This window comes from Terriglobus albidus, assembly GCF_008000815.1.
Taxonomy (GTDB): Bacteria; Acidobacteriota; Terriglobia; order Terriglobales; family Acidobacteriaceae; genus Terriglobus; species Terriglobus albidus_A.
In genome coordinates this window covers 668,015-692,685 of record NZ_CP042806.1, presented here as the reverse complement: position 1 = coordinate 692,685, position 24,671 = coordinate 668,015, and the positions used below count along the sequence as shown (strand labels likewise).

At 57.7% G+C, this 24,671-nt stretch carries 16 protein-coding genes; 9 read left to right on the top strand and 7 right to left on the bottom strand.

The features are described 5' to 3' along the window. The first annotated feature begins 49 nt into the window (after window positions 1–49). The 3 genes from FTW19_RS02865 to rsfS all read left to right on the top strand — a co-directional run bounded on the left by FTW19_RS02865 (window position 50) and on the right by rsfS (window position 2,520). The gene (locus tag FTW19_RS02865) at window positions 50–1,096 is read left to right on the top strand and encodes a metallophosphoesterase family protein (protein ID WP_147646237.1); all 1,047 of its coding nucleotides are present in this window, start codon (window positions 50–52) and stop codon (window positions 1,094–1,096) included. 126 nt (window positions 1,097–1,222) lie between these two features. Further along, on the top strand, window positions 1,223–1,687 hold the full coding sequence (locus FTW19_RS02860; RefSeq protein WP_147646236.1) for a carboxymuconolactone decarboxylase family protein: 465 nt from the start codon (window positions 1,223–1,225) through the stop codon (window positions 1,685–1,687). 287 nt (window positions 1,688–1,974) lie between these two features. Then, window positions 1,975–2,520, top strand: a complete 546-nt coding sequence (gene rsfS, locus FTW19_RS02855; protein WP_246153545.1) for a ribosome silencing factor — start codon at window positions 1,975–1,977, stop codon at window positions 2,518–2,520. Between the two features lie 94 nt (window positions 2,521–2,614). On the opposite strand, the gene FTW19_RS02850 is transcribed toward rsfS, so the two are convergent. Beyond that, window positions 2,615–6,070 carry a TonB-dependent receptor gene (locus FTW19_RS02850; protein WP_147646235.1) on the bottom strand — a complete coding sequence of 1,152 codons (3,456 nt, stop codon included), beginning with the start codon at window positions 6,068–6,070 and terminating at the stop codon, window positions 2,615–2,617. Between the two features lie 347 nt (window positions 6,071–6,417). Beyond that, a complete protein-coding gene (locus FTW19_RS02845; RefSeq protein WP_147646234.1) occupies window positions 6,418–10,002 on the bottom strand; it encodes a TonB-dependent receptor in 3,585 nt (1,194 codons plus the stop codon). A gap of 226 nt (window positions 10,003–10,228) precedes the next feature. Between FTW19_RS02845 and FTW19_RS02840 the strand changes: the two genes are divergently transcribed. After that, window positions 10,229–10,672 (top strand): 23S rRNA (pseudouridine(1915)-N(3))-methyltransferase RlmH, encoded by a 444-nt coding sequence (locus tag FTW19_RS02840; protein WP_147646233.1) that lies wholly within the window; start codon window positions 10,229–10,231, stop codon window positions 10,670–10,672. A gap of 4 nt (window positions 10,673–10,676) precedes the next feature. Further along, entirely contained in the window at window positions 10,677–11,222 is a 546-nt protein-coding gene (gene cobO, locus FTW19_RS02835) for a cob(I)yrinic acid a,c-diamide adenosyltransferase (protein ID WP_147646232.1), read from the top strand. Window positions 11,223–11,663: 441 nt separating this feature from the next. Here cobO and FTW19_RS02830 read toward each other — a convergent pair whose 3' ends face one another. Further along, window positions 11,664–14,198: a zinc-dependent metalloprotease gene (locus FTW19_RS02830; protein ID WP_147646231.1), complete on the bottom strand. Its 2,535-nt coding sequence runs from the start codon at window positions 14,196–14,198 to the stop codon at window positions 11,664–11,666. Between the two features lie 236 nt (window positions 14,199–14,434). Between FTW19_RS02830 and FTW19_RS02825 the strand changes: the two genes are divergently transcribed. After that, window positions 14,435–15,388: a heme-binding domain-containing protein gene (locus FTW19_RS02825; protein WP_246153544.1), complete on the top strand. Its 954-nt coding sequence runs from the start codon at window positions 14,435–14,437 to the stop codon at window positions 15,386–15,388. 2 nt (window positions 15,389–15,390) lie between these two features. Then, on the top strand, window positions 15,391–15,846 hold the full coding sequence (locus tag FTW19_RS02820) for a hypothetical protein (protein ID WP_147646229.1): 456 nt from the start codon (window positions 15,391–15,393) through the stop codon (window positions 15,844–15,846). Between the two features lie 180 nt (window positions 15,847–16,026). On the opposite strand, the gene obgE is transcribed toward FTW19_RS02820, so the two are convergent. Then, on the bottom strand, window positions 16,027–17,121 hold the full coding sequence (gene obgE / locus FTW19_RS02815; protein ID WP_147646228.1) for a GTPase ObgE: 1,095 nt from the start codon (window positions 17,119–17,121) through the stop codon (window positions 16,027–16,029). A 200-nt stretch (window positions 17,122–17,321) separates the two neighbouring features. On the opposite strand from obgE, the gene FTW19_RS02810 reads away from it, so the two are divergent. Continuing rightward, window positions 17,322–20,570, top strand: a complete 3,249-nt coding sequence (locus tag FTW19_RS02810) for a TonB-dependent receptor (RefSeq protein ID WP_147646227.1) — start codon at window positions 17,322–17,324, stop codon at window positions 20,568–20,570. Window positions 20,571–20,644: 74 nt separating this feature from the next. Here the strand turns inward: FTW19_RS02810 and FTW19_RS02805 are convergent, their stop codons facing one another. Beyond that, window positions 20,645–21,583 carry an SRPBCC family protein gene (locus FTW19_RS02805; protein WP_147646226.1) on the bottom strand — a complete coding sequence of 313 codons (939 nt, stop codon included), beginning with the start codon at window positions 21,581–21,583 and terminating at the stop codon, window positions 20,645–20,647. A 26-nt stretch (window positions 21,584–21,609) separates the two neighbouring features. Next, on the bottom strand, window positions 21,610–21,996 hold the full coding sequence (locus FTW19_RS02800; protein ID WP_147646225.1) for an ArsR/SmtB family transcription factor: 387 nt from the start codon (window positions 21,994–21,996) through the stop codon (window positions 21,610–21,612). A 182-nt stretch (window positions 21,997–22,178) separates the two neighbouring features. Between FTW19_RS02800 and FTW19_RS02795 the strand changes: the two genes are divergently transcribed. Beyond that, complete coding sequence (locus FTW19_RS02795; RefSeq protein WP_147645881.1) at window positions 22,179–23,255, top strand: IS5 family transposase; 1,077 nt, start codon at window positions 22,179–22,181, stop codon at window positions 23,253–23,255. Window positions 23,256–23,555: 300 nt separating this feature from the next. Here FTW19_RS02795 and FTW19_RS02790 read toward each other — a convergent pair whose 3' ends face one another. Continuing rightward, window positions 23,556–24,461 carry a PLP-dependent cysteine synthase family protein gene (locus tag FTW19_RS02790; protein WP_147646224.1) on the bottom strand — a complete coding sequence of 302 codons (906 nt, stop codon included), beginning with the start codon at window positions 24,459–24,461 and terminating at the stop codon, window positions 23,556–23,558. Between the last annotated feature and the right edge of the window lie 210 nt (window positions 24,462–24,671).

The window sequence follows — 24,671 nt, the reverse complement described above, 5'->3', positions numbered from 1 at the left end:
CAGCTCCCGGGCTACCCAGCAACAGGAAAAATTCTCTAGACTGTCGAATGTGAAGCGTCTCCTTGCCACACTGCTGTTTGCACTCTGCTCTGCTGCCCTGTACGCCCAGGAGCCTGTGCGTTTCTTCCAGTTCACCGACGCACATCTGTTCGATGACGGAGATAAGCTTCCGCGGGAAGAGGCGTTCAAGGTTGCCGCGGAGGATCGCCGCAGCTTCCGCTGGGCCATCGGGGCGATGAATGCCAGCGGCTTTCAGGCAGACTTCGCGGTCTTCACCGGCGACATGGGCCTGCTGAACGTGGACTTCTCGCAGTCGCGCTGTGCGGCGACTCCTGTACCGCTATCGCCGACGGGTCTGCCGCCTTTCCGTCTGGACGCGGCCGTGGAAGAGGTGGCCGAGCTGCTGGCTCCGCTGAAGGTACAGCGGATCTACTTCGTGGCGGGAAATAACGACGTGATCCATGAGCGCATTGCCGACTCGGGGCGGTTTCCTTGCTTTATGGCCCTGCTGCAGGAGCGTATGAAAGCGAAGCATGGGCCTGAGGTGTATCCGCTGCTGACGAAGAATGCATTCGTCATCCGTGGACTTCGCTTCGCCGGCATGGACACGGTCAGCTTTAAAGCGAAGGAAAACTACGCAGCGCCCTGCGCCATTGCGCCGGAGCCGGTGAACTGCCCGAAGGAGCAGATTGCGCTCATCGGGGACCTGGCTGACGACTCACCGCAGCCGCTGGTGATCTTCACGCATGAGCCGGACCTGATGGACCCATTCCGCAAACATACTGTGTGGGAGATTGATGAGACCTTGCGGAAGGATTGGGAGAAGACCGCATGTGGGCCGAAGGTCATAGGCATCTTTGCCGGCCACTTCCATGACGAGGCAAAGACCAGCTATGCAGGTACAGACAGTTCGCTGGCGGTGAATCCCTGTGTTGCGGCAAAGACCCGGGTGGCGCCACCGTTAAGTGAAAAGAACCAGGTGGGTGAAGCGGAACAGGCTCGGGGATTTTTGCGCGTCACGGTGAGCCCGGCCGGCATCCAGAGTGTAGACGCCGCGTGGTACGACACGCATACAGTCGTTCCGCCGGTGCAGTAAAGCATTTTTCCTGTAGGTGTAGAGTAGGGTTTCCGCATCTATGGGCGTTTTCCGCAATGAAAACGCCGCTGCACGCCCCTTCCGGAATACCCAGCAACAGGAAAAATGCTCTAAAGGAGAAGCGGAATGCACGAACAGCGTATTGCATATTGGAAGGCCTTTCCGGACGGAGTGAAGGCGCTGCAGCAGCTTGGACACATTGTGGACAACAGCGGCCTGGAACACAGCTTGCTGGAGCTGGTGAAGATGCGGTCTTCGCAGTTGAATGGATGCGCCTACTGCCTGGACATGCATAGCAAAGATGCCATGGCCGCCGGAGAGACCGCGCAGCGTCTGTTTGCCCTGGATGCATGGCGCGAGACGACGTTCTTCACTCCGCGCGAGCAGGCTGCGCTGGCATGGACCGAGGTGATTACCAACATCCAGCAGGGACATGCTCCCGATGCCGCGTTCGCACAGGTAAAGGCGCAGTTTAATGATGACGAGATCGTGCGGCTGACCTTTGCGATCACGCAGATCAATAGCTGGAACAGAATTTCAATTGCGTTTCGCCCCGCAGTGGGCAACTACCAGCCAGCAAAACATGGCTAGGGCGCGTCGACAAATTCGGTTTGAGTTTTTGATAGGAATTTAGGGGGTATTCCGAACCCACCCTAGCGTTGCGAGGGTGGGGCACCCGGGTAATATCAACGACAAGCGCTGAAGGCGCGCTCTATATCAGCCTGGGGCAACGCCCAGGTCTACTGCCCCATAGAAAAACAAAGGGCTGAAGGCCCGCTCTATAACTCCGCAGTGAAAGCGAATTTGTCGATAAGCTCTGGCAGCCAACCGGCGGGATTAGATAGGATGTCCTATCCTTGGGAATGTACTGAAGGAGGATGATGGCAACGAACGAGAGCAAGCAGTTGGTTCTGGCCGCCGCAGAAGCGGCCGACAGTAAGAAGGCCGAGGACATCCGTATCCTGCAGCTCGATCCATCAGAGAGCGGGTTGTGCGATTACTTCCTGATCTGCAATGGCACCAACGAGCGCCAGAACGATGCGATTTCCGATGAGATCGAACTGCAATTGAAGAAGCAGTTCGGTGTCTATGCGAACTCCGTCGAAGGCCGCAGACAGGCCGAGTGGATCCTGATGGACTATGTGGACTTCATCGTCCACATCTTCTCTCCGGAGAAGCGCGAGTTCTACGGTCTGGAGCGGTTGCGCAAGTCGGCAACGACGATCTCGGTGGCAGAGATGAATCAGGAGGTCGCGGCCAAGTCGAGGGCTGTACGCGAGAAGACGCCGGCTAAGAAGGCCGCGAAGAAAGCTGTCAAAAAGGCTGTAAAGAAAGCGTCTGTAAAAACAGCCGTGAAGAAGCCTGCAGCGAAGAAGTCACCGGCAAAGAAGGCTGCCAAGAAAGCCGCAGGCAAGAAGCGCTGAACTGACAAAGACGCGGTTTATCTGCCGCACTTCAGATATATCCAATAAAGAAGGCCACCCTAGGGTGGCCTTCTTTATTGATTCAGGTTTCCGGTTAGAAGTCGTACCGCAGGCTCATCTGCGTAATACGAGCGTCCTTGTTCACATCGGTCGACTTACCGAAGTTGGCATTGTTGGTATCGCCAATCGGGTTCTTGAAGTTGGGATGGTTGAAGATGTTGAAGAAGCTGGTCTGGAAGGTGACCGTCTGCCGCTCCGTGATGGCAAAGCGCTTGATCGCTCCCAGGTCCAGGTTGATGAAACGCGGGCCATAGATGCTGTTACGCTGCACCGGAGGATCGCACCAGACGGTCGGGCAGGAGTACGCACCCCAGGTTCCTTTGGTGATGTAACCGCTGGCCGGGCTCACGTTGTGATTAATGGAGCTGCGAGGATCGCCGGTCTTCAGATAGACCGCGCGATCGACACCAGTGGTGCCATCCTTGTTCGGGTCATAGGTGCTGGCGCCGTTCTTGATGTAGATCGGAGAACCACTGCGCCACGAGAAGATCGGCGAAAGCGCCCATCCACCGAGGAGCAGGTTCTTCTTCTTCCACTGCGACTCGATATTCGAGGTCACAACCAGGTTGTGACGGGTATCGAAGTCAGCCGCGCCATACTCATACCGCGGGTTGTAAGGAGAGACGATACCCGTGCCGGCACTCTTCACCGTGAAGACGTCAGAGGTGTTGTCCATTGCCTTCGAGTAGGTGTAGTTGGCAAGCATCTGAACGCCCTTCGCGAAGCTCTTCCGCACGCTGACCTGGCCGCCGTTGTAGTTGGAGCCGAAGGCGTTGGTACGGAAGTTGTCGTTGTTGAAGAGCGGAGTCGGACGAGCCGAGCTGTAGGTGGTATACCCCTGGGCAGCGCAGAGCGCCTTCTGCGCCGTGCTCGACGATGCCATGCAGGCAGTACGGCCCTCGAAGGTGTTGATATTCATCAGACCGACGAGCTTGCGGCCGAAGGTGCCGACGTAAGTCGCTTCGAACACGTAGCCGCTAAAGCCGGACTGCACGCCGAAGTGAGCCTGCTCATAGTAAGCCGTGACCAGGCGCTGATCGATGTGACGAGGTACGGGCTTCGCACCGGCTACTGCCAGAGCGGAGTTGCCGGTAAACGGCACCTGAACGAGCTGGCTGCGGAGGGTCGGGCTGATGCCTGCCGAACCCGCGCCGAAACCGTAGGTGTTGTCCACGAAGTGCGGATAGTTGAAACGGATGTTCTCGTAGACGTTGTTGTAGAGGCGATCGTAACCGATACCGAAGCCGCCACGCAGGACAAGCCTGCCGTTGCCCATCGTGTCATAGGAGAAGCCCAGACGCGGAGCGAAGTTGTTCATGTCCTTGTTCCAGATGTTGCTATCCTTCTGCGCGAAGAATGCTCCCTGGGTAGCGGCCAACAACGGAGTGTTGGGCAGGTTTGGATTGCCGGTCGCAGTAGGCGTACCGAAATTACCGAAGTAGACGTTGGAGTCGAAACCGGCCCTAAAGTTATGCGGGGGGCCGAAGTACTCCCAGCGCACGCCGTAGTTCAGCGTCAGGCGCGACGTGGCTTTCCAGTCATCTTGCACGTAGGCCGCGAACTCCTTCGCGCGGTAACCGCGGTAGGGATCGGGTGCGGAGTTGGTCGTCGGGTCGAGCGATGCTCCGGCGGAGTACAGACTGCCGTAGGTCGCTGCATCCGCAGCAGTAGCAGCAGTCTTCAACTGATCTTCATCGGCAGTACCGTCCGTGACCAGACCTTCCACCGACCAGAACGCGAGATTGCCATTGATGTCGTTATAGAAAGACGAGCCATTGCGGGTACGGACAAAACGGAAGCCTGCCTTGGCAGTGTGCGATCCCAGAGTTTTGGTGAGGGATCCCTCGTAGGCGAATTGATTGTCTGTGAAGTACTGCGGTAAGCCAGTGCTGGCGCCGAAGCCTGTCAACAACGAGTCCGCGGTATACACGGAAGGAACACCCGTGGTTCCGGGAACCTCGAAGTTCGACACGTGGCGAAGGTAGCTTGCTTTGCCCTGCGTGATAAGGGTCGGAGTCCAGGTACGGGTCCATGACGCACCAAAGACCTGCGATCCGCCAACGTTGTTGTACGGAGGTCCGGGGGTCGAGTCACCGCCACCATTGTTAAAGCTGCTGGTGTAGAGATCAGGAATGTAGCTAAAGGCAAGCTGGTCCTTCTCAGTCAGCTTGTGATCGATCTTGATGGTGCCGCGGTTCTGGTTGAGCACGGTCGTCTGGATAACGCCGGTCAGACCATAGACGGGTACCGGGAACGATAGCGCTCCTCCCGAAAGCAGACCCTGTGCTCCATTGTCGAGGCTGCTGGTTGCAAGCGGAAACGAGCTCGGATACTTCGCGTAGAGCGCCTTGAAGACCGGTCCAAGAGTGGACTGGCGAGCGAATGCACCTTGGCAAGTACGGTTCAAATAGATTGGGCAGATGCCTTCCTGGCCTGCAGACGGATTCTGGAAAGCAGTGCCTTCCATGAACTTCTGATAGCTTCCGTTGTTAACGAAATCCAGGAACTGCTGCGTGGTTGCCGTTACTACAGTTGGAACACCTTCACGATAGCGGTGGATTTCGAGCGTCGCGAAGAAGAAAGTCTTATCGCGACGGATCGGACCGCCGATGGATCCACCAAACTGATTACGGACGCGGTGATCGCGCAGGCCACTGTTGTTTGAGAACCAGCTATTCGCCGCCAGGGTCTGGATACGGTTGTATTCAAAGAGCGATCCATGCCACTGGTTCGCGCCGGACTTCAGCACGGTGTCAGTGGAGAAGCCACCCGCGCGGCCGTACTCAGCCGGAGGGACGTGGGTGATAACGCGGTATTCCTGGATGGCGTCGGGCGAGATGGAGGTCACAGCGCCGCCACGGCCGAAGGTGAAGCCTGCGCCGCCCTGGCCCTGATCGTTGTTATCAAAACCTTCGACGAGGAAGTTGCCAGTACCGGTACGGGCGCCATTTACGGCAAAACCGCGGCCGGTGGCGGCGGTGTCAGGGCTTGCGCCTGCGACGAGCTGGACGAACTCGTTCTGGGTACGCGACTCAAGTGGCGAGCTCTTCCAGACGGAGGAATCAACGAGCTCCGAGAGAGAGGAGGTTTCGGTCTGGACCTGCTCGGAGCTTCCGCCCTCAACCGAGATGACAACCGACTCGGAACCAACGGCCAGGGTCACGTCAGCATTGGTGGCGGAACCTACAGAGGTCTTGATGTCTTTGACTTCACGGGTCGAGAAGCCCTTGGATTCGACCTTGATGGAGTAACCAGAGATAACGCGGAGGTTAAGGAACTGGTAGCCACCCTGCGAGTTCGTGGTGGCGGTACGGGTCTCGCCCGTGAGGGCGTTGCTCAGGATAACGGTTGCGCCCGAAACGGCAGCCTTGGACTGGTCAGTAACTGTGCCTGTGATCGTGCCGAGGCCGGCCGATGTTTGAGCTGTCAGAGGTACTGTGCAGAGGACAAGGCCAAACAGGAATACAACAACAGCAAATAGCTTGTTCATGTTTGTTTTGCATCTCCCTTTGGGGTTTTGGGAAACCTTTATTTGTATGTGTGGAATTCAGGGAAACTCTGTTCGAATCCACGCGCCAGATTTTGGTTGGGCGTCGGTGTTGCAAGAATCATGCCAATTTGAGCGACATGGAAAGTAATTGATTCAAAGGTACTTTTGGCACTGAATAAACGTTTGACCGTGCCAAAACCTATGACTTTTGGAATATCAGCGTGACAGACTATTGAATTTTGGATGAATTTCCAATTCCAGACCTCAGCGCGGTTGCTTGGGAATCTCGCCTTAAATGCACAAAGGCCCGGGGAGCAGAGCGCTCCCCGGGCCATCCTGCCTAGTGGTTAGAAGTTGAGTTTGAGCTGAAACTCCGTCGCACGAGGAGCACCTTGCGAGAACGTGCCGGAGCCACGCTGCACCCGGTTGGTCTCGTGCTGATCATAGGTGTTCGCGCCATTGATATAACCGGCCGAAGAGGCAGCGTGTGTGGTATTGACAAGCGTTCCTGTCGGGTTATTGAAGTTGGAGAAGTTGAAGACGTTGTACATAGCCACCGCCGGCTCGAGGCTGAAGCTCTCACCCAGCCACGGGAAGCGGATGGGATAGGAGAAGTTCACATCAAGCGAACGGAAGGCTGCGTTATTGATGCCTCCGTTGCTGGGCGCGGTAGCGATCTCCTGGACAACACCACCAAGCTGAGCGAGCTGCGATGAGGTCATGAGGCCAGCACTGACTAACGCCTGCCCCGCGGGGGTCAGCTTACCGGCGTACTCGTTGTTGAACTTCGTAATTGCGTTGTTGAGATTCTGCCCCTTGTAACGATGCATGTAATCGCCCGGCTCGGTGAAGGGAAGCAGGTCACCAGTGGTTCCATCACCATTTAGATCGGACTGGAAGATGTCGCCGGCCGGATTTGTGGCGTCCAGAATCATGGAGGTCGGAGCAGCCGAGGTAAAGTGGCCGATCATGCCGATCTGAGGACCGTACTTCAGATTGACAGCGCCGCCGAAGCTAAGCTGGTGGGTACGATCGAGCGATGCACGGCCCATGATTGCAGTCGGGCTGTCATTGTTCCATGGTGCGCTCGATGCGCCCACAAAGAACTGGTCAGAATCTCCACCTGCGCTGGTGACGATCTTTGAGAGGTTATAGGAGACCTGGAAGTTCGAGTTGGTGATTCCAGGGAATGGATTGCGTTTCTGCTGACGGAAGACGATCTGCAGCGCATCGTAGCCTGAGCGCCCAACCGGGAACAGGAAGTTTCCGTTGCCGAGCAACGGATTCTGTCCTGCAAATGCAGCACCGTCATTTGGCGTCGCGCCAAAGCTCAGGATGGATGGTCCACCGAGCACATTATTCGCGGAATCGAGGCCGAAGCCGGCGAAGTCCGTCATGGTGTAGCCATTGGCGATCGCACAGTTAATGGCGGCAGCACTGGCGCCCCCGGCGCAACCGGCATCATCGGTGGTAGCCGCGATAGCATTCCTTGCAGCCGTCGCGTTGAGGAACCGCGCAGCTCCGACGTGATTCACGTCGACTTTCTGCATGACCTTAATGGTGCTGTTGTGAACGTAATCGGCACTCAGCACGGTGCCCTTCCAGAGCTCACGCTGGATGCCGGCGCTCCACTGTTCAGAGTAGGGCTGTTTGAAACCAGGGGCATAGATGTTGTTGGCGTACAGGTTATTGCCCACATACGCGCCGTTGCTAAGCGGACCGGTCTTCGTCGTGTTTGCCTGATAGGCATTCTGCAACTGGATGAAGGAAGAAGCAGAGTTCCCTAGAGGAGTTGAATTGCAGAGTGTTTGAATAGAGGTTCCGTTCACAGACGAAACGGTGGTTCCGTCTGGGAAGGACATGGAATAAGTGCCGCCGCAAAGCAGCTTCTCATCATTGAAAAGGCCCGCCTTGATCAGGCCGGTACGAGAGTTGGTCTGATTATTGAAGACATTGCTCTCGAAGAAGATGCCGGCGCTGGCGCGGATAGCCCACTTATGGTCTCCAGGGCTGAAGACAAAGCCAAGCTGAGGAGCCAGATTGCCATAGGGCTGACGTACTACCTTCCCAAGACCAGACTGCCACTGATCAAAGAGGTTTCCGGTGCAGCTAAATCCCAGGCTGGAATTCACATCCGCACAAGAAGGGGTGGCTATGTCCTGGTTTGCGCGTCGAGTATCGACGGCCCAACGGAGTCCGGCGCTGAGTGTAAAGCTGGGTGTGATTTTCCACGAGTCCTGAACATACAGTGCATACCGCCAGGAGAAAACGCCGCCGTTCGACATGCCGAAGCCGGGATTTTCTGTGAACGCACCTTGGCCGTTGCCAATGTACATGGAACTAATGTGGTAACCACGTAGCGGGTCGCTGGGACAGGCGGCAGCACCGGCAACACCGCCACAACCCAAAGCATTCGGGTTCGCTGCTGTAGGACCGGTAAAGAGGCCAGCACCGATAGAGGCACGGGGAGCGAGTCCGAAGAAGCTGGCAAAACCGCCACCCAGAAGACGATTTACGCTGGCGCCGAAGCGGAGATTGTGGCTCCCACGGGTCCAGGAACCGTCATAGCGAGCCTGCTTGTCAGACTGGAAGGTTCCCTGAGGGGCCAGATAGTTCGGGCCGGAATACAGTCGTTGCGCTGTGAAGTAATAGGCAAAACCGGGAATGCCGTTGTAGATGGAGCTGTTACCAGAGGTCTGATCCGAGATCAGGTTGTGGAACTTCTCGTAGCTTCCACGGAAGGAGTGGGTGAAGTGACCTGCTGAGAAGTCGGCGCCAAAGGCTCCGCCCGGAGTGTTGTCACGATTGGCATAGAGCCAATAGCCATAGCCATAGTTGGACGAGACGGAGTTGACGTTGTAGTTGATACGGGCGAAGTAATGGCCGTGCAGCGGACCGTTCCAGTCCAGGCGTGCCGTTGAATAGGTCTCACGGTAGGGCGACGGAATAGTAGGATGCGCCGCGAAGATGGAGGAGAACGTCGGACCAACCGGAGAGACTGCGGAGGAATCCTGCTTAATACGCTCCGCGTTCACAAAGAAGAAGAGTTTATTGGGCAAGATCGGGCCGCCGACACTGCCTCCGAATTGATTGCGCTGGAAGGGCACGTCGAATGACTTGAGCTTCGCGAAACCGGCGCGGTGGTCCTGAAAGTTTCCGAAGAGCTGGCCGTGGAACGCGTTGGTTCCGGAACGGGTCGAAACGAGCACCTGACCGGTGGAGGTAACTTCACCACTGGCGTCCTGGTTGGCGCGGTTGAGTTGGAACTCGTCGATGGCGCCCTGCGAGACGTTGAAGATGGTGGTGCCGACGGTCTCATCCGTAATGTCCTGGCCATCAAGCAGAATGCGGGTCGTACGACCGGAAACACCGCCGACCGAGATCGCCGAGTAGCCCGCCTTGGTTGGATCGAAGGACTCACCGCTCTGAAGGATGACACCGGGTTCAATCTGAGCCAGGTCGAGGAAGTTACGGCCATTCACCGGCAGCTTCGAGATCTGCTCCTGCGTCAGAACATCGCTGACGCCGGCCTGCTCTGTATTAATCTGCAGTGCCCCGGCAACCACCTCGATGGTTGTGGTTTCGCTGCCTACCTGCAGCTTGAAGTTACCGGAAGTTGCCGTGCCGGTGCGGATGACCGTATCCACGGTCAGTGAAGAGAAACCGGAGGCTGAAATGACAACCTTATAGTTGCCGGGAACCAGAGGTCCGAAGCTATAGAAGCCGGAGCTGTCACTGGTAATAACCTTGGTGAAGTTCGTTGCTGGATTTTCGATTCTGATGGTTGCACCGCTGACGACGGCGCCCGTGGTGTCGGTGATTGTTCCCTGAATGGCGCCGCCATTAACCGAAATGGCCTGGCCAAACGCAGTAAGTCCGCTCAAAGTGCCGAGCACAACTCCAAAGAGCACAAAGGCAAGGAGCTTCTTCATCTGATTTGTCATCTCCCTAGGGGGTAAGCACCGCATCCAGCGGGTGGATGGCGTGCCTATTAGGTCGAATCAGTTGGAGCAAACTCTATGCCAGACTGGAAAAGGGAAATAACTGCCTTAGTTTTCAAATCATTTCGATGACATCAAAGTCAGATACCGTACCCAATTCTATGTTTTATGGAATATTCCCGTAACAATCTATTGAAATTTGGATGGAAGTTGTTCTATGAAGCTCACTCTTGTCACGGTCTCGGCTGGTTCTGACCGCGCGATCGACAGTCTGGCAGGCGAGTACCTGAAGAGGACCTCCCGCTATGCTCCGGTGGAAGAGCTTGCCCTGAAGACGGAGCGGGAGTTCCTGGAACGGGTGGAGCGCGAGCAGAAGGAAGGCGCCGTACTTCTGGTGCTGCTCGACAGCCGGGGGAAGCTGCTGACCTCAGAGGAGTTTGCGGCCGCGCTGGGCGGAGCAAGGGATGGCGGCAAACGCCGTGCTCTTCTGGCCATTGGACCTCCGGACGGCTGGTCGCCCGAGACGCTGAAGCTGGCCGATCTCACTCTGTCCCTTGGGCGAATGACGCTGCCGCATCAGCTCGCCCGGCTGGTGTTGGCGGAGCAGATCTATCGCGCCTTCACCATCCTTGCCGGGCACCCTTACCACAGCGGACACTAGCAGCATGAACGACGAAGCTTCTTCCAAGCGTGGACTGATCCTGATCAATACCGGTCCAGGTAAAGGCAAGACAACCGCCGCCCTGGGAACCGCTCTGCGCGCCGCCGGCAATGGCATGCGGGTACTGGTGCTGCAGTTTCTGAAAGGGAGCTGGCATCACGGCGAACAGGACTCCATCGCGACGTTCGGTGAGGACTTCCAGATCAAACAGCTTGGCCGCGGCTTCGTGAAGGTGGGCGGAGCGGAGACCGATCCCGAAGATATCCGCATGGTGGAAGAGGGCTGGGCGCAGGCTCGGGAGGCGATCCTCTCCGGCGACTGGGACCTGGTGGTGCTCGACGAGATCAATTACGTCATCAGCTACGGCATGCTCGCCCCGGAACCGGTGGTGGAAACACTGTTGCAGCGGCCGGAGATGGTGCATGTGATCCTGACCGGACGCAATGCCCACAAGTCACTGGTGGAAATTGCGGATACCGTAACGGAAATGCGCGAAGTGAAACATGCGTATCAGAAAGGCATTCTGGCGCAGCGGGGGATTGAATTCTAGTTGCTGGTTGCTAGTTCCTAGTTGCTGGTTGAGAGCGAGACGTAAATGTTCTGGATCCATCGGCCCAGAAAGTACCACCAGATAGTCCCGAGTATCGCCCATAACCAGATTCCGTAGGTTCACTTTCCATCCCACATCGCCGAGAAGCCAAATAACGAGATTGGAAGGTCAGCAAAAAACAGCGGTAGGAAGCTCCAACTCGCCGGTCCATCAAGGAGAGGCTTCGGTTGGCCGAGAGCTAATGCCTATGTAGCGGCAAAGAGAATAACGTGCAGTGCCGGAGCAAACCATCGAGATCGCAGCATAGTTGTCATGTACCTCGCTCCCTTAGACGGGAACTGCAATACAAGCATAAAGAAATCAGCACCAGGTTAGCTCCAAAACCGAATGCCCCATTGTCATGGAGACATTGGGGCATTCCGTTGCTCTACTGCTTCGACTCTAGATAGGAGCTCCGGCAGGGATCTGGTTGTGATCGCCGCTTGGCCTGCGTGCTCCGGGACCAGGTGCGGGAGTGACTGCTGGTGCAGCAGCCCCACCACGCGCTCCGCCGGCGCCTCCGCCCGTGGGAGCAAAGGCAGCCGCATAGAAGGCCTTTGCTTCCGGACTCAGGCTTTCGTTCTTTGCCTGATCGGCGGCGTAACTACGGAGTTTGGCGATGGCTTGTTGGGCGATGCCCTTTACCTCGGGCGTTGCATCGCTGCTGGTGCTGAGAGCCTGCAGATGTTCCAGCACAGCGTAGTCGATGGCGAACTTCGACTCCTCGGCCAGACCGGTCTGCGCCGGCACCTTCCATGTCGCATCGATGGTGGCATCAACCAGCTCAGTGAGCGAGGGCATCTTTGCATCGCGCGCGTGGAACTGGGTGAGACGGACGACGCGCTCGGGATCAAGAAGAGCATCGAGCGTGATGGTCGCGGCGGCACGAACCGGAGCAACCGGGTCAAAGGCGTCTCCCGCATAGCCGGTAAAGCTCTCGCGCGTGCGCGGCAGTGACGGAGGACGCGGCGGCATCAGGGCAACGATGGACTCGGGCAGTGTAAGCTCCGCGGGATTCAGCGTTGCGAGGATCGACTTCAGGGCCGCTCGCTGAGCTTCGGGCGAGACCATCGGCGCGACCTGCTGGCCGTCGCCACGAACGGCATAACGCCAGTCTTCGCCGGCAATAGACTGTGCCGCAGCTTCGACCTGATAGCGATGAATCAGATAGACGGGAACGAGGGTGTCTTCAAGCTCCGCCATCGGACGGCCTGGCTTGATGGCAGCATCAGAGAAGTTCTTCATGGCCACCGAGCGGACCTTCCATAGGCGATCGAGCTCCTTCGCCGAGTCGGGGCCGTTGTCCCACTGCGACGAGTGCGGATGAACCGTGGAAGGGCCGTTATCGGTCATGAAGTACATACCCTTCTTCATGCCATCCTGCAGGATCTTTTCAAGGCCCGCCTTCTCCTGCGCAGGTGTGTAGCTGGGTGGGAACTGATGATAGAGGTAGTTGACCGTCAACTTATCCCATTCGCCGAGGCCTGGCTGGTATGCGTGCGTAAGGTCGATATTGCCCTTGGCATCCAGTTGAATATTCGGGAAGGGATAGTCATCGACCGAGCCGCCGAGACCGAAGGCGGACGACGCATGGTTATGACCGAGGCCAATGGTGTGGCCGGACTCGTGCGCCGCCAGGTGGCGCATACGCTGCAGTACCATGGCGAGCTGCTGCGGATCGGGCTTGTCGCCGTTCTTGTACGGCGAGAGCAAAGCTTCGGTGATGAGGTAGTCCTGGCGCTCGCGGCCGGTGGTCAGGGTGACCTCGCACTTGATGGACTCGCCGGTGCGGGGATCGTAGATGCAGGCGCCGTTGGAGTAGCCCCTCTGCTCTTCAGGTACCCACATAATGACGTTGTAGCGAATGTCATAGGGATCGGCGCCTTCCGGCAGGAGCTCCACCTTGAAGGCATTGGAGAAACCCGCGGCGAGAAAGGCGTCAGACCACCAGCGCGCACCTTCGAGTAGTGCCGTGCGAATGGGCTCGGGCGCTCCACGATCGACGTAGTAACGGATGGGCTCGACAGGGTCAGAGACTTCGGCGCTGGGATTCTTCTTGACGAGACGGAAGCGCGTGATGAGATGCGTCTCGCGTGACTCACCGAGAGGCTTCGACCAATCAGAGTAAACCGTGTTCACAAGCTGACCGGCGCGCTGATCCCAGAGGCGCGGCTTGTAGTTGCCGTCGGGAAGCTCAATGAGCGACTGCCGAATGCTGAGGCTGACATTGTTGGCGTCGGGCGACACCGCTGCGAGACCGCTGGCGCCTTCCCCGCCGCCGAAGCCGAAACCTCCCGCGGGTTCTTTGCCGAAGGTCAGCAGGGTTTCGATCTCGGTGTTCTTCGGGAAGTTCTTCGTATGCTCTTCGATGATGGAAGAGCGCGACGAATCGAGGCGAAAGCCTGTGCCAAGGCGTGATGCGTAGCCGAGAGCATCGCGCATGAGAAAGTCGGTCGCATCCACCAGAACCGCACCGTTTTCATCTTCGGCAGCGATGGTGAAGCCGCCGATGATGGACTGAGGGAAACCATCGCGGAAGGCCTCCTCCTGCGCAGGTTCTCCGCTCTTCGTAATCCAGCGCTCGTTTTCGGCGGCGAGCATTACTTTCGGCCCAATGCGCGAGAAGTGAACGACCTGGCCCTGCTGGATGGCTCCGCGATTGACGCCCGCTCCGGTCCCCGAAGCACTGTGCTTGGCATAGAGAAACTGCTTGTTCCATTCACGGATTTCGAGGAACAGGTGCGCCGTCTTTGCCTCGTAGTAGATCGGGAAGAAGCCGTCTTTCTTTTCAAGAGAGGCGGTGCGCTGCGCGATGGTCGGCACAGGGCCGGCGGCGTTGGGTGCATCTGAGCCGGTGGCACGGCGCTGAGCTATGCCGGGAAGTGCCGTCAACAACAGGACCGCGGAAACACCACGGCGAATGCGGGAACGAATCATTGAGAGCCCTCGTCAGGTTGTGGTGCAACAGCAGAAGAGAGACGTCTGCACACTGCGGAACCGTGCCGCACAGAGACGTGTCGAGAAAGATGTACAGATATTACGCTGGACGCACCAGGCAGGCGAAAGGTTTCAGGGCCGGGCGGTGAGCTTAAGAGCTGAATAAAAGGTAGAAGAAACCTGCCACCAGGTTGCGATGTCGGACATCCGAGAGATTGAGGTACGAGATGACTCGAATGCGTTTTCTGACGGGGACTGGCATCGTCCTTTTACTAATTGGCGGTGCGATGCAGGCCTATCATCCGAAGCTGGAATCTCCTCCGGTAACAGCCGAGATCCAGGCTCCGGATAATGTGAAACAGATTCTGCGGCAGCGGTGCTATAGCTGCCACTCGAACGAGACAAAACTGCCCTGGTATGACAACCTCGCTCCGGCGTATTGGATCGTACGAAGCGACGTGCTGGAAGCGCGTGAGCATTTGAACTTCTCCACCATTGGAGCGAAGGCTGAGGCTGTCCAGCGCGGGATGCTGTTTGAAAGCGTGAACACGGTCCAGCTTGGCTCCATGCCGTTGCCGCGATATCTGGCGGTTCACCGCGATGCCGGAGTCACGCCGGACGAGCTGGCAACCCTGCGGCACTACCTTGAGACTCCGCCGGCACAGGCTTCTGCACCCGCGCCTGCCGCCGCTGCGGACACCCAGTTCCAGCACTGGATCGCGAGCAACGGCAAGCCGATGCAGGCAGAGCCTGATATGCAGGTACAGCCCGAGTGGAACGGCGTACCGTTCCTGCCGGAGTACAAGAACTGGAAGCCGGTCAGCAGCACGGAACGCTGGGATAACCACACCATGCGTCAGATTCTCGGCAACGACATCGCGCTCAAGGCAATTGCCGACGGAAAAATCGATAACTGGCCCGACGGGACGGTCTTCGCCAAGGTGGCATGGTTACAGCAGCCGGACGGTAAGGGCGGCATCACCACCGGTGCCTTTCAGCAGGTGGAGCTCATGATCAAAGACAGCAAAAAGTATGCTTCGGCCGAAGGCTGGGGATGGGGGCGGTGGCGTGGCGATGATCTGAAGCCATACGGGAAAGACGCGGCGTTTCAGAACGAATGCATCAGTTGCCATGAACCGGTGGCCCATAGCGACCATGTCTACACCATGCCGATTGGAGGTGCACAGTGAAAATGAAACAACTACTCGCAGCAATGTCAGTTGTTTTGCTTCTCTCCGGCTGCTCGCCGAATCCACCCAAAACGGTGTTCCCGCAGCTCAACCGCGAGGCGGAAGTCCATGGCGGACTTTCGTGGAATCCAAGATCGGGGCGTGTGATTACTTCGTGGATCAATCCCGGAGGAACCATGACCACGCTCTATGGCGACGACATAGCGGTGAACTACGCACGTTCCCACGCGGATGGAGCCTATCCTGCAGGAGCGAAGCTGGGCGCCGTGACCTGGAAGCAGCAGGAAGATGCGCGGTGGTTTGGTGGGAGGATTCCTGCTCAGGTAGCAAGTGTTGAGATTGTTGTCGCCGATGGACCGTACACCAGATATGAAGGCTCGCCGCTGGCGGCAGTGCCCGGAAACGATGCACAGCGAGTGCCGTTCCTGTTGCAGCAGAGAGCCGCTGTGATGCCATGAAGTAATTAAATGAGGGAATAATGGAATGATTGAATGATGCCCTGTTTGCTGGACCGGGCTTTTATTCAATCATTCAATTCTTCAATCATTCGATTCACCGCCATGAAGAGAATTGAATGATGGAATAACGGCAAATTGAATAATGGAAGGATTTTATTCCGTTATTCCATCATTCAATCACTAGCGGCTCCGGGCGCTGGGGGGTGGCGGCGGGAAGGGCTTCGGAAGCGTGGGCGCGACGTAGTCTGCTTCGCTGGCTGGGTCAGGACGATGCTCGTCCACCAGCTTGGCGATGGCGTACTTCAGCGGATCAAGGCCCTCACCGGTGACCGCCGAGATGGCATAGAAGGGAAGCTTGCGGCGCTTGGCGTAGGCCTGCAGCTTCTTGAGCTTCTCCGGATTGGCGGCATCCATCTTGGTGGCGACGATGATGGTCGGCTTGGAGTCGAGGCCGTGGCCGAACTCCGCCAGCTCTTTGGTGATGGTCTTGAAGTCGTCAACCGGGTTCTCGCGGCCGCTGCCGTCCGAGACATCGACCAGGTGCACTAATACCGAGGTGCGCTCGATGTGGCGCAGGAACTGGATGCCGAGTCCCGCACCCTGCGATGCGCCTTCGATCAGCCCTGGAACATCCGCAATCGTGAACGACGAGGTGTGCGGATACTCGCCGATCTTCACCACACCCAGGTTGGGCTCGAGCGTCGTGAAGGGATAGTTCGCGATCTTCGGCTTGGCGGCGCTGAGACGGGAGATCAGCGTGGATTTGCCAACATTGGGATAACCGACAAGACCTGCATCCGCGAGCAGCTTCAGTTCCAGGCGGTAATGGCGTTCTTCCCCGGAACGGCCGAGCTCATGCTCGAGCGGAGCCTGATGGGTCGAGGTAGCAAAGTGCTGGTTGCCACGTCCGCCGCGGCCGCCGCGGGCGATGCAGATGGTCTCATTCACATGGGTGAAGTCGTGAACCAGCGCGCCAGTCTCTTCGTCGTAGACCTGCGTCCCGATGGGAACCTTCAGCGTGATGGGCTTACCGGCGGCGCCGGAGCAGTTGGAGCCCTCGCCGTGGGTGCCGCGGCCGGCTTTGTACTCGGGGTTGAAGCGGAAGTGCACCAGCGTGTTGTGGCTGGCGGAGCTGGTCATATAGACATCGCCGCCATGACCGCCGTCACCGCCTGACGGGCCTCCCCGGGGGACGAACTTCTCGCGGCGGAAGGCCATACAGCCATTGCCTCCATCGCCTGCTTTTACCCGGATTTTCGCCTCATCAATAAACATTCAGACCGCGTTTTCCTCAACTTCCTCAACTTACTTAGTGTACCGAAGGTTCACCGACATGAAAAACGCCCACAAATTACTGTTTACAACCCATTCATGGTGGTGTGCCATGGTAGAAGTAGTGCCCTTTTCCTGAAAGTTGTGTAAGTGGCTCCCAACCGGAACGATGGTTGGCGTTTTGATGTTTTTTTGGAGGCAGGATGAGTAAATTAAGAGGCTTTCTTAGCTTGGCCAGTGCGGCCATCCTTGGTGTGAGTCTGAACGCGGTGGCGCAGTCCACCACACAGGGTGCGATCGCCGGCACCGTGTTCGATACGACGGACGCGGTCGTCAGCAACGCGAAGATTACGATCCATAACGACGGGACCAACCAGGACGTTGTCCTGACCAGCGAATCCAGCGGCGAGTACAGAGCTCCGCTTCTTCCTCCTGGAACCTATACCGTAACCGTGGATATGGCCGGCTTTGCAGCCTCCAAGACGACGCAGGTTGTCGTTCAGGTAGGCCAGGTCACCACACTGAATCCGCACCTGAGCGCCGGTAAGACCGAACAGACGGTCGAGGTTGTCGCCGATATCCCGGCCATCGATTTCGCCTCGGCCACCTACGGCGGCCACCTGAGCAACACCGAAATTGAGAATATCCCGATTAACAACCGCCGCTGGTCGTCGCTCGCGTTGGTCACTCCCGGTGTCACCAATGACGCTTCGGGCTTCGGCCTGCTGAGCTTCCGCGCGATCTCGGCCGTTCTGAACAACGTGCAGATCGACGGCACCGATGACAATCAGGCCTTCTTCGGTGAAGAGCGCGGCCGTACCCGCGCCGGCTACTCCACCTCGCAGGTCGCCGTTCGTGAGTTTCAGGTCAATACCGGCGTCTACTCGGCTGAATATGGACGGGCTGTAGGCGGCGTGGTGAACTCCGTTACCAAGAGCGGTACCAACAGCCTGCACGGTGAGGTGTACTTCTATCACCGTAACGATAAGCTCTCGTCCATCAACCCGAAGGTCAATTTTCCGAGCTTCAACACCAGCACCGGTAAGACAGATCTGATTCCCTTCCGTCCGAAGGACAAGCGCAACCAGTTCGGCTTCGGAGTCGGCGGTGCACTAATCAAGGACAAACTTTTCTGGTTCTATGCGTTTGACGAGTTCCGCCGCAACTTCCCGGGTGTTGCCGTTGCTGCCGACCCCACCAGCTTTTTCAATACTGCGTTGCCGGCCGGTCTGGCCGCTCGTGGCGTAACTCAGGCACGGTTCACCTCCGCTCTGAACGAACTTGCAACTGAACTTGGCCAAGTGCCGCGTTACGGCAACCAGAACATCAACACTCCGAAGCTGGATTGGCAGATCACACCCAAGCACCATGTCAGCTTCCTCTATCACCGTCTGCGCTGGGATTCGCCAGGTGGCGTTCAGACCCAGGCGGCTGTTTCGTATGCCCGCGACAGCTTCGGCACGGATTTTGTGAAGCTCGACTACGGCGTCGCAAAACTTGACTCGCTGATCTCCTCGAAGATGACCAATGAACTTCGCTACATGTACGGCCGCGAACTCAATTGGGAAGGTCAGCAGCCCTACACCGACTACTCCAAGAGCCACTTCACCGGAACTAATGGCAATGTCCCCGCCGTTGGTGTCTTTACCAGTGTGGGTTTCAATGCAGGTTCGCAGTATTACAGCTATCGCACATCGTATCCGGACGAGCGTAAATGGCAGATCGGCGACACAGCTTCGTATAGCTTCGGTAAGCACACTCTGCGCTTCGGTACGGATATCCTGCAGAACTACGATGTCTTCAATAACCTGTACCAGAGCAACGGCTCCTATAGCTATGGATCGATCGCCAACTTTTTGGCCGACATCATCGTCCCCAACGGCGCCTGCGCCTCGAGTACAGGGTCGACCCCTGCCTTCGCGGCTGCTAACGCAACCACTGTCTACCCCTGCTATAGCAGCATCAATCAGGGCCTCGGCCGCCCGAACTTCGATCTGAAGACCATCGACTACGGGTTCTTTGCTCAAGACGATTGGAAGCTGAGTCCGAACCTCACCCTGAATCTTGGCGTTCGCTACGACTACGAGTCGATCCCGGCGCCGTATTCGTTCGCCATCACCGCTCCTCAGACCGCACAGCATCCCTCAGACAAGAACAACATCGCACCGCGCATTGGCTTCGCCTATGATCCGTTTGGCCGTGGCAAGACGGTTGTCCGCGGCGGTTTCGGCCTCTACTATGGCCGTGTCCCGAATGGCGTTTTGTTGAATACATATGCCAACACTGGCTCAACAAACGCGCAGGCTGCGTTTACCTACTACAACACCTCAGGAGTCAAGCTCCCAAACATTCTGGGTAGCGGAAATCCTCCCAGCAATCCCAGCATTTTTTACCTCGCCAACAATCTGCAGAATCCTTACGCCGAACAGTTTGATCTGACGGTGCAGCAAGATCTCGGGAAAAACAATGTTCTCACCCTCGCCTACATGGGCTCCCTGGGTCGCGAGCTGCCGAACTACCTGAACTACAACCTCGATCCGACACAGACCTTCACCCAGAGCTACACCGTCACCGGTAGTGGCAACTGCGGCCCGCTGGCCTGCGGCACTGTGCTCACCAGCAAGGTCTATGCAAACCGTTTCGTCAGCAGTTCTGGAACGAAGTTCAATACCCTTAACCCGACATACAACGCCATCACCGGCGTGCTCAGCAATGTCAACTCCAGCTATAACGCTCTGACAGTAGATATCACCCGCCGCTCCGGCAAGTGGCTGAGCTACGACGCCAACTACACCTGGGCACATGCTCTGGATTACAGCCAGAACCAGTTCACCACAGCTGGCGCCAACAACTGGTATGACCCGTACGCCAACCCGCGCAGCAACTACGGAAATTCCAGTCTTAATATCCGCCACCGCCTCGTCGGCTGGGCAATCTTCAACATTCCTGGCCGGAAGGATGACACCGGTCTTGGCTACCTCACAAATGGCTGGTCAATCAAACCGCTGATTCAGGCGCAGACCGGTCTTCCTTATTCCGCAGGTGTTAGCGGTACCGGTCCTAACCAGAGCTCTGGATGCGCTGCCACAACGGCAACTACCGGCTGCCTCGTACCCTATTCCTCCGGTCTTGGCGGAACGGGCGTAACCTACATTCCGCAGCTTGGACGTAACAGCTTCTACATGCCGCGCGCCATTGTTATCGACGCCCGTTTGCAGAAGGACTTCAAACTGCACGAGAAGTACACCTTCCAGCTCATGGCTGAAGGTTTCAACCTTGCCAACCACCAGAATGTGACCGGTGTAGGCTCCACCGCATACAACATGGGATCAGGCACAACCACGCTGACCTACCAGGCAACTAGCTTCGGTATCCCATCGTCGTCGGGTGTAAACAGCAACTACGCTTACCAGGTGCGCCAGTTCCAGTTCTCTGGCCGCATCGTGTTCTAAGCGAACCCAACCAAAACAAATGGCGGTGGCTTCGGCCACCGCCCTTTTGCTTTGAGCAGGAAAAAGTTGACGTGCTAGCCTTGCTCGCGTTCCAGATAGGCGATGAGCTGTCCGAAAGTTCCACCCCAACCCTGTTCCATGCTCTGAAAGAAGCCGGCGAAGGTCTGCTGTTGTGCCGGACTGGCATACATGGCTCGCGAACGCAGGGTCACGAGGGTCTTTCCGCCGCGCTCTTCAAACGTGGTGGTGGAGAGCATCTCGATGGGGAAGTCCTTCGCCATGGGAGGAGCAATGGGTTGCTCATTCTCGTCGACGAAAGACGTCACCAGGACGATGCGTGAGAAGGGCGTCAGGTCGCGGAAGGTCCAGCGGCCCCACATCGTGTTGCCGTCGGGAAGCTGCATGCCGTAGACAAAGTGGCCGCCCTCGCGGATGTCGGCGCGCTTGATGATGAGCTTTGTACCGACAGGACCAAACCATTTCTCCAGCCGCTCAGGCTCGGTCCAGGAGCGATAGACCAGCTCGCGCGGAGCGCTGAGTTCGCGGGTGAGGACGAACTCTTCGCCGGTATAGGTGGAGAGTACCTCTTCGAAGCGGGCCAGCGTGTCCTGCAGGCCTTCTACAGCACCGCGCTCAGCGACGGCATTCCGCAGGCGGACGTCGAGGAAGTCCATGACGAAGAGAACCTCCGTCTCCTGCGCACTCTTTTCAGTAAAGGTAATGGTGGCACGGAAGAGCGGGTCGTTGATGTGCTCATAGACAAGCTTTTCGGGGGCATCGACAATCTCGTAGCGAACCTCGTTCGGGTACTCGGTTCCGTCGGGCCCGATCATGGTGTGCGTCCAAAGACCACCGGGACGAACGTCCATCAGCGTGGTGTGGGTGCGGAAGCCGCGCGGACCCCACCAATGACTGACGTGCTCAGCCTCGGTGAACATGCGGAAGACAAGCTCGCGCGGCGCACGAAGCACGCGGCTTTCAATGATCTGATTTTCTTGGGCGACAGTGGGCATGGCTGCGACTCTCCTTTGGTTCGTAGCTAGTGGTTCACAGAACTTCGTTTGTGTTTCTTCTTGTGCTTCTTTTTCTTCTTGCCGGCGTGTTCCTCGGCCTGAACCTCGGCCAGGTAGGCTTCAAGGCGGTCAAAGCTCTCAGCCCAGAAACGGCGATACTCCTCCACCCAGCCGGCAACCTCCTTGAGGGGAGCGGCCTCCAGCTTGCAGGGCCGGAACTGCGCCGAGCGCGTGCGAGAGATCAGCCCGGCATTCTCCAGCACCTTGAGGTGTTTGGTGATGGCCGGCATGGAGATGGAGAAGGGTTCAGCGAGCTCGGAGACCGAGGCCTCGCCGCTTGCGAGTTTTGCCAGAATGGCCCGCCGCGTGGGGTCAGCCAGCGCGGCGAAGGTGGTGCTGAGATGGTCATTCATATTTCACCACTTGGTTATTTAGCTGATTGGTTAATTACAGAATGTGAGGAGATTTTGTCAAGGGTGCCCAACTATTGCCCTCAGGGGCTGAAGCCCTTTCCCATGCGCAATGTTTACGGCACGGCTAAACAGTTTGCGGAAAAACTCTTTTCGTTTTTCGGGGATTGTCGTAAGAGAGAGGTATGCGGGGAGAAGAAGCGAAGCAGAGCGGGATGTTCAGTTACGTAACGATGGAGCAGCGGATCGCATCGGATCATCCGGTGCGGAGGATCCGGACTATGGTGGATGCGGCACTGAAGCGGATGGATGGTGAGTTGTCGCAGCTTTACGCGGCGACAGGGCGACCATCGATCGCGCCGGAACGTCTGCTGCGTGCGCAGTTGCTGATGGTGCTGTACTCGATTCGCTCGGAACGGCAGTTGATGGAGCAGCTGAACTATAACCTGTTGTTCCGCTGGTTCGTGGGCATGGAGATTGACGATCCGGTGTGGGACGTGACGGTATTTACCAAGAACCGGGAGCGTCTGATCGCCGGCGAAGCCAGCCAGAAGCTTCTGCTGGCGGTGCTGGAGGAAGCTAGCCAGCACAAGCTGCTCAGCGAAGAACACTTCACGGTGGACGGCACGCTGATCCAGGCATGGGCCAACCGGCGCAGCTTCCATGAGAAGGCCGATCCTCCGGACCGTGGGACGGGAGCGGGTGGTAAAAAGCTACTGCGTGATACTCATGAGTCCTCTACCGATCCGGAAGCGCGGCTGTATCGCAAGAGCTCCAGCGGAGCATCGGTTCCCAGCTATCTGGGCCATGTGATCACCGAGAACCGCAACGGTCTGGTGGTGGCGGCCATGGCCACACAGGCCGGGACGACAGAGGAACGTGCAGCGGCTCTGAAGATGTTGAAGCGGATCAAGCGTAAAAAGCGGATCACGCTGGGAGCCGACAAGGGCTATCAGTACGAGAAGTTCATCAAGGCCCTGCGCCGTCGCAAGGTCAGGCCGCACGTGGCCGAGTATGAGCCGAACCCCAAATGGCCCAACTGGCTCAACAGCAAGGAACGCAGCGAGCCGGGATATGCGATCAGTCAGAGGAAACGCAAACTGGTTGAGAAGGTCTTCGGTTGGATGAAGCTGGACCGTTCGATGCGACAGACCAAGCTGCGTGGGCTACGCAAGGTGGACTGGATGGTACAGCTCATGGCCGCAGCCCATAATCTGCTGCGGCTGGTGAAGCTGATACCTCCCATCCCAGCACAGTCATGACACGGCCGTAGTGTGTCTAAACACCCTCTAAACCCACCCAAACCGCATAACAACGTGCCATAGAGAACCAAAACAACTCACCGATCCCTCACAACAGACTGACCCGCAGGCGAAAAGACGCGTTTTTCCGCAAACTGTTCAGCCGTGTCATAAAGCGAGGCGTTCGCACGTAAGTGCGAATTAGCTGCACTGCGTGCAGCTGAAGGAGCGGGTCCTTCGCCTGCGGCTCAGGATGACAAATTTTAGGAGAGCCGGTCAGACGATAGGAGCATTAGCCGGCTCAGGACGACAGGGATAGGTCTACGAGCGGTAGGTCGAGAACAACTCGGTCGTGAAATAGCGCTCCATGCGGTCTGGGAAAACGGTGACGATAGGCCCGTTGATTCGTTTCGCTGCCTCGATGGCGGCGCAGAAGTTGAGGCCGGAGCTGGGGCCTACGGGGAATCCCTTGGCAATGATCTTGCGGGTAGCCGCGATGGCTTCGTCGTCCTCCACCTCGATCGTAAGCAGGCCGGGAAGGCGGTCTTCGCGGAAGATCTTGCTGAGGCGGTCGACGACACCGGGAATACGGGCGGAGAAGCTGCAGCACTCTACATCTCCGAAGCTGGTGCGGTTGATGGGCCGCGCAACTATAGGAACGACATTACAGCCGGAGTCTCGAAGCCCCTCGTAGAGACCGACCAGGGTTCCGCCGGTGCCTACACCACTGACCACTGCGGCTACCGATCCGCCGGGGATCTGGTTGATGACCTCGTGCGCGGTGCCGACCCGATGCGCGCGGGCGTTATCTTCGTTTTCAAACTGCAGTGGAAGGAAAGCTCCTTCTTCGCGGCCCAGACGCTGCACCTCGCGCAAAGCGCCGAAGATACCCTCTTCCTTCGGTGTGAGGATGATCTCGCCTCCATAGCCACGGATCATCATCGCGCGTTCGGCCGAGACTCCCTCCGGCATGACAGCGATGAAGCGAAATCCCATCTGCGCGGAGACCAGCGCCATGGCGATCGAAGTAGAGCCGGAACTCGCCTCGGCGATGAGATCGCCTTCTTTAATGCGGCCTTCGCGGTAGGCCTTCTCCAGGATGAAGCGGGCGATACGGTCTTTCGTCGATCCCGACGGATTCAAAAACTCAAGCTTGCACCATATAGGCGGATGGTCGCCCAGGGTGATGGGAACAAGCGGAGTGATGAGTGATCTGCCGGGATACATGGATACAGTCTAGTTGCTGGTTGCTCGTTCCTGGTTGCTAGTTGAGTGTCGACAGATTCATTCCGCCTGAAGCAGGTCATGGGGCGGCTAAGACTGGTGGGAGAAGCGGGCTTCAGCCCGCTGATAAAGGCGTAAAAATAAACGGGCTTTAGCCCTGGGCCTTCACTGTCCATCAGGAAAAGCCCAGGGCTAAACAGGCTGCGGAAAAAC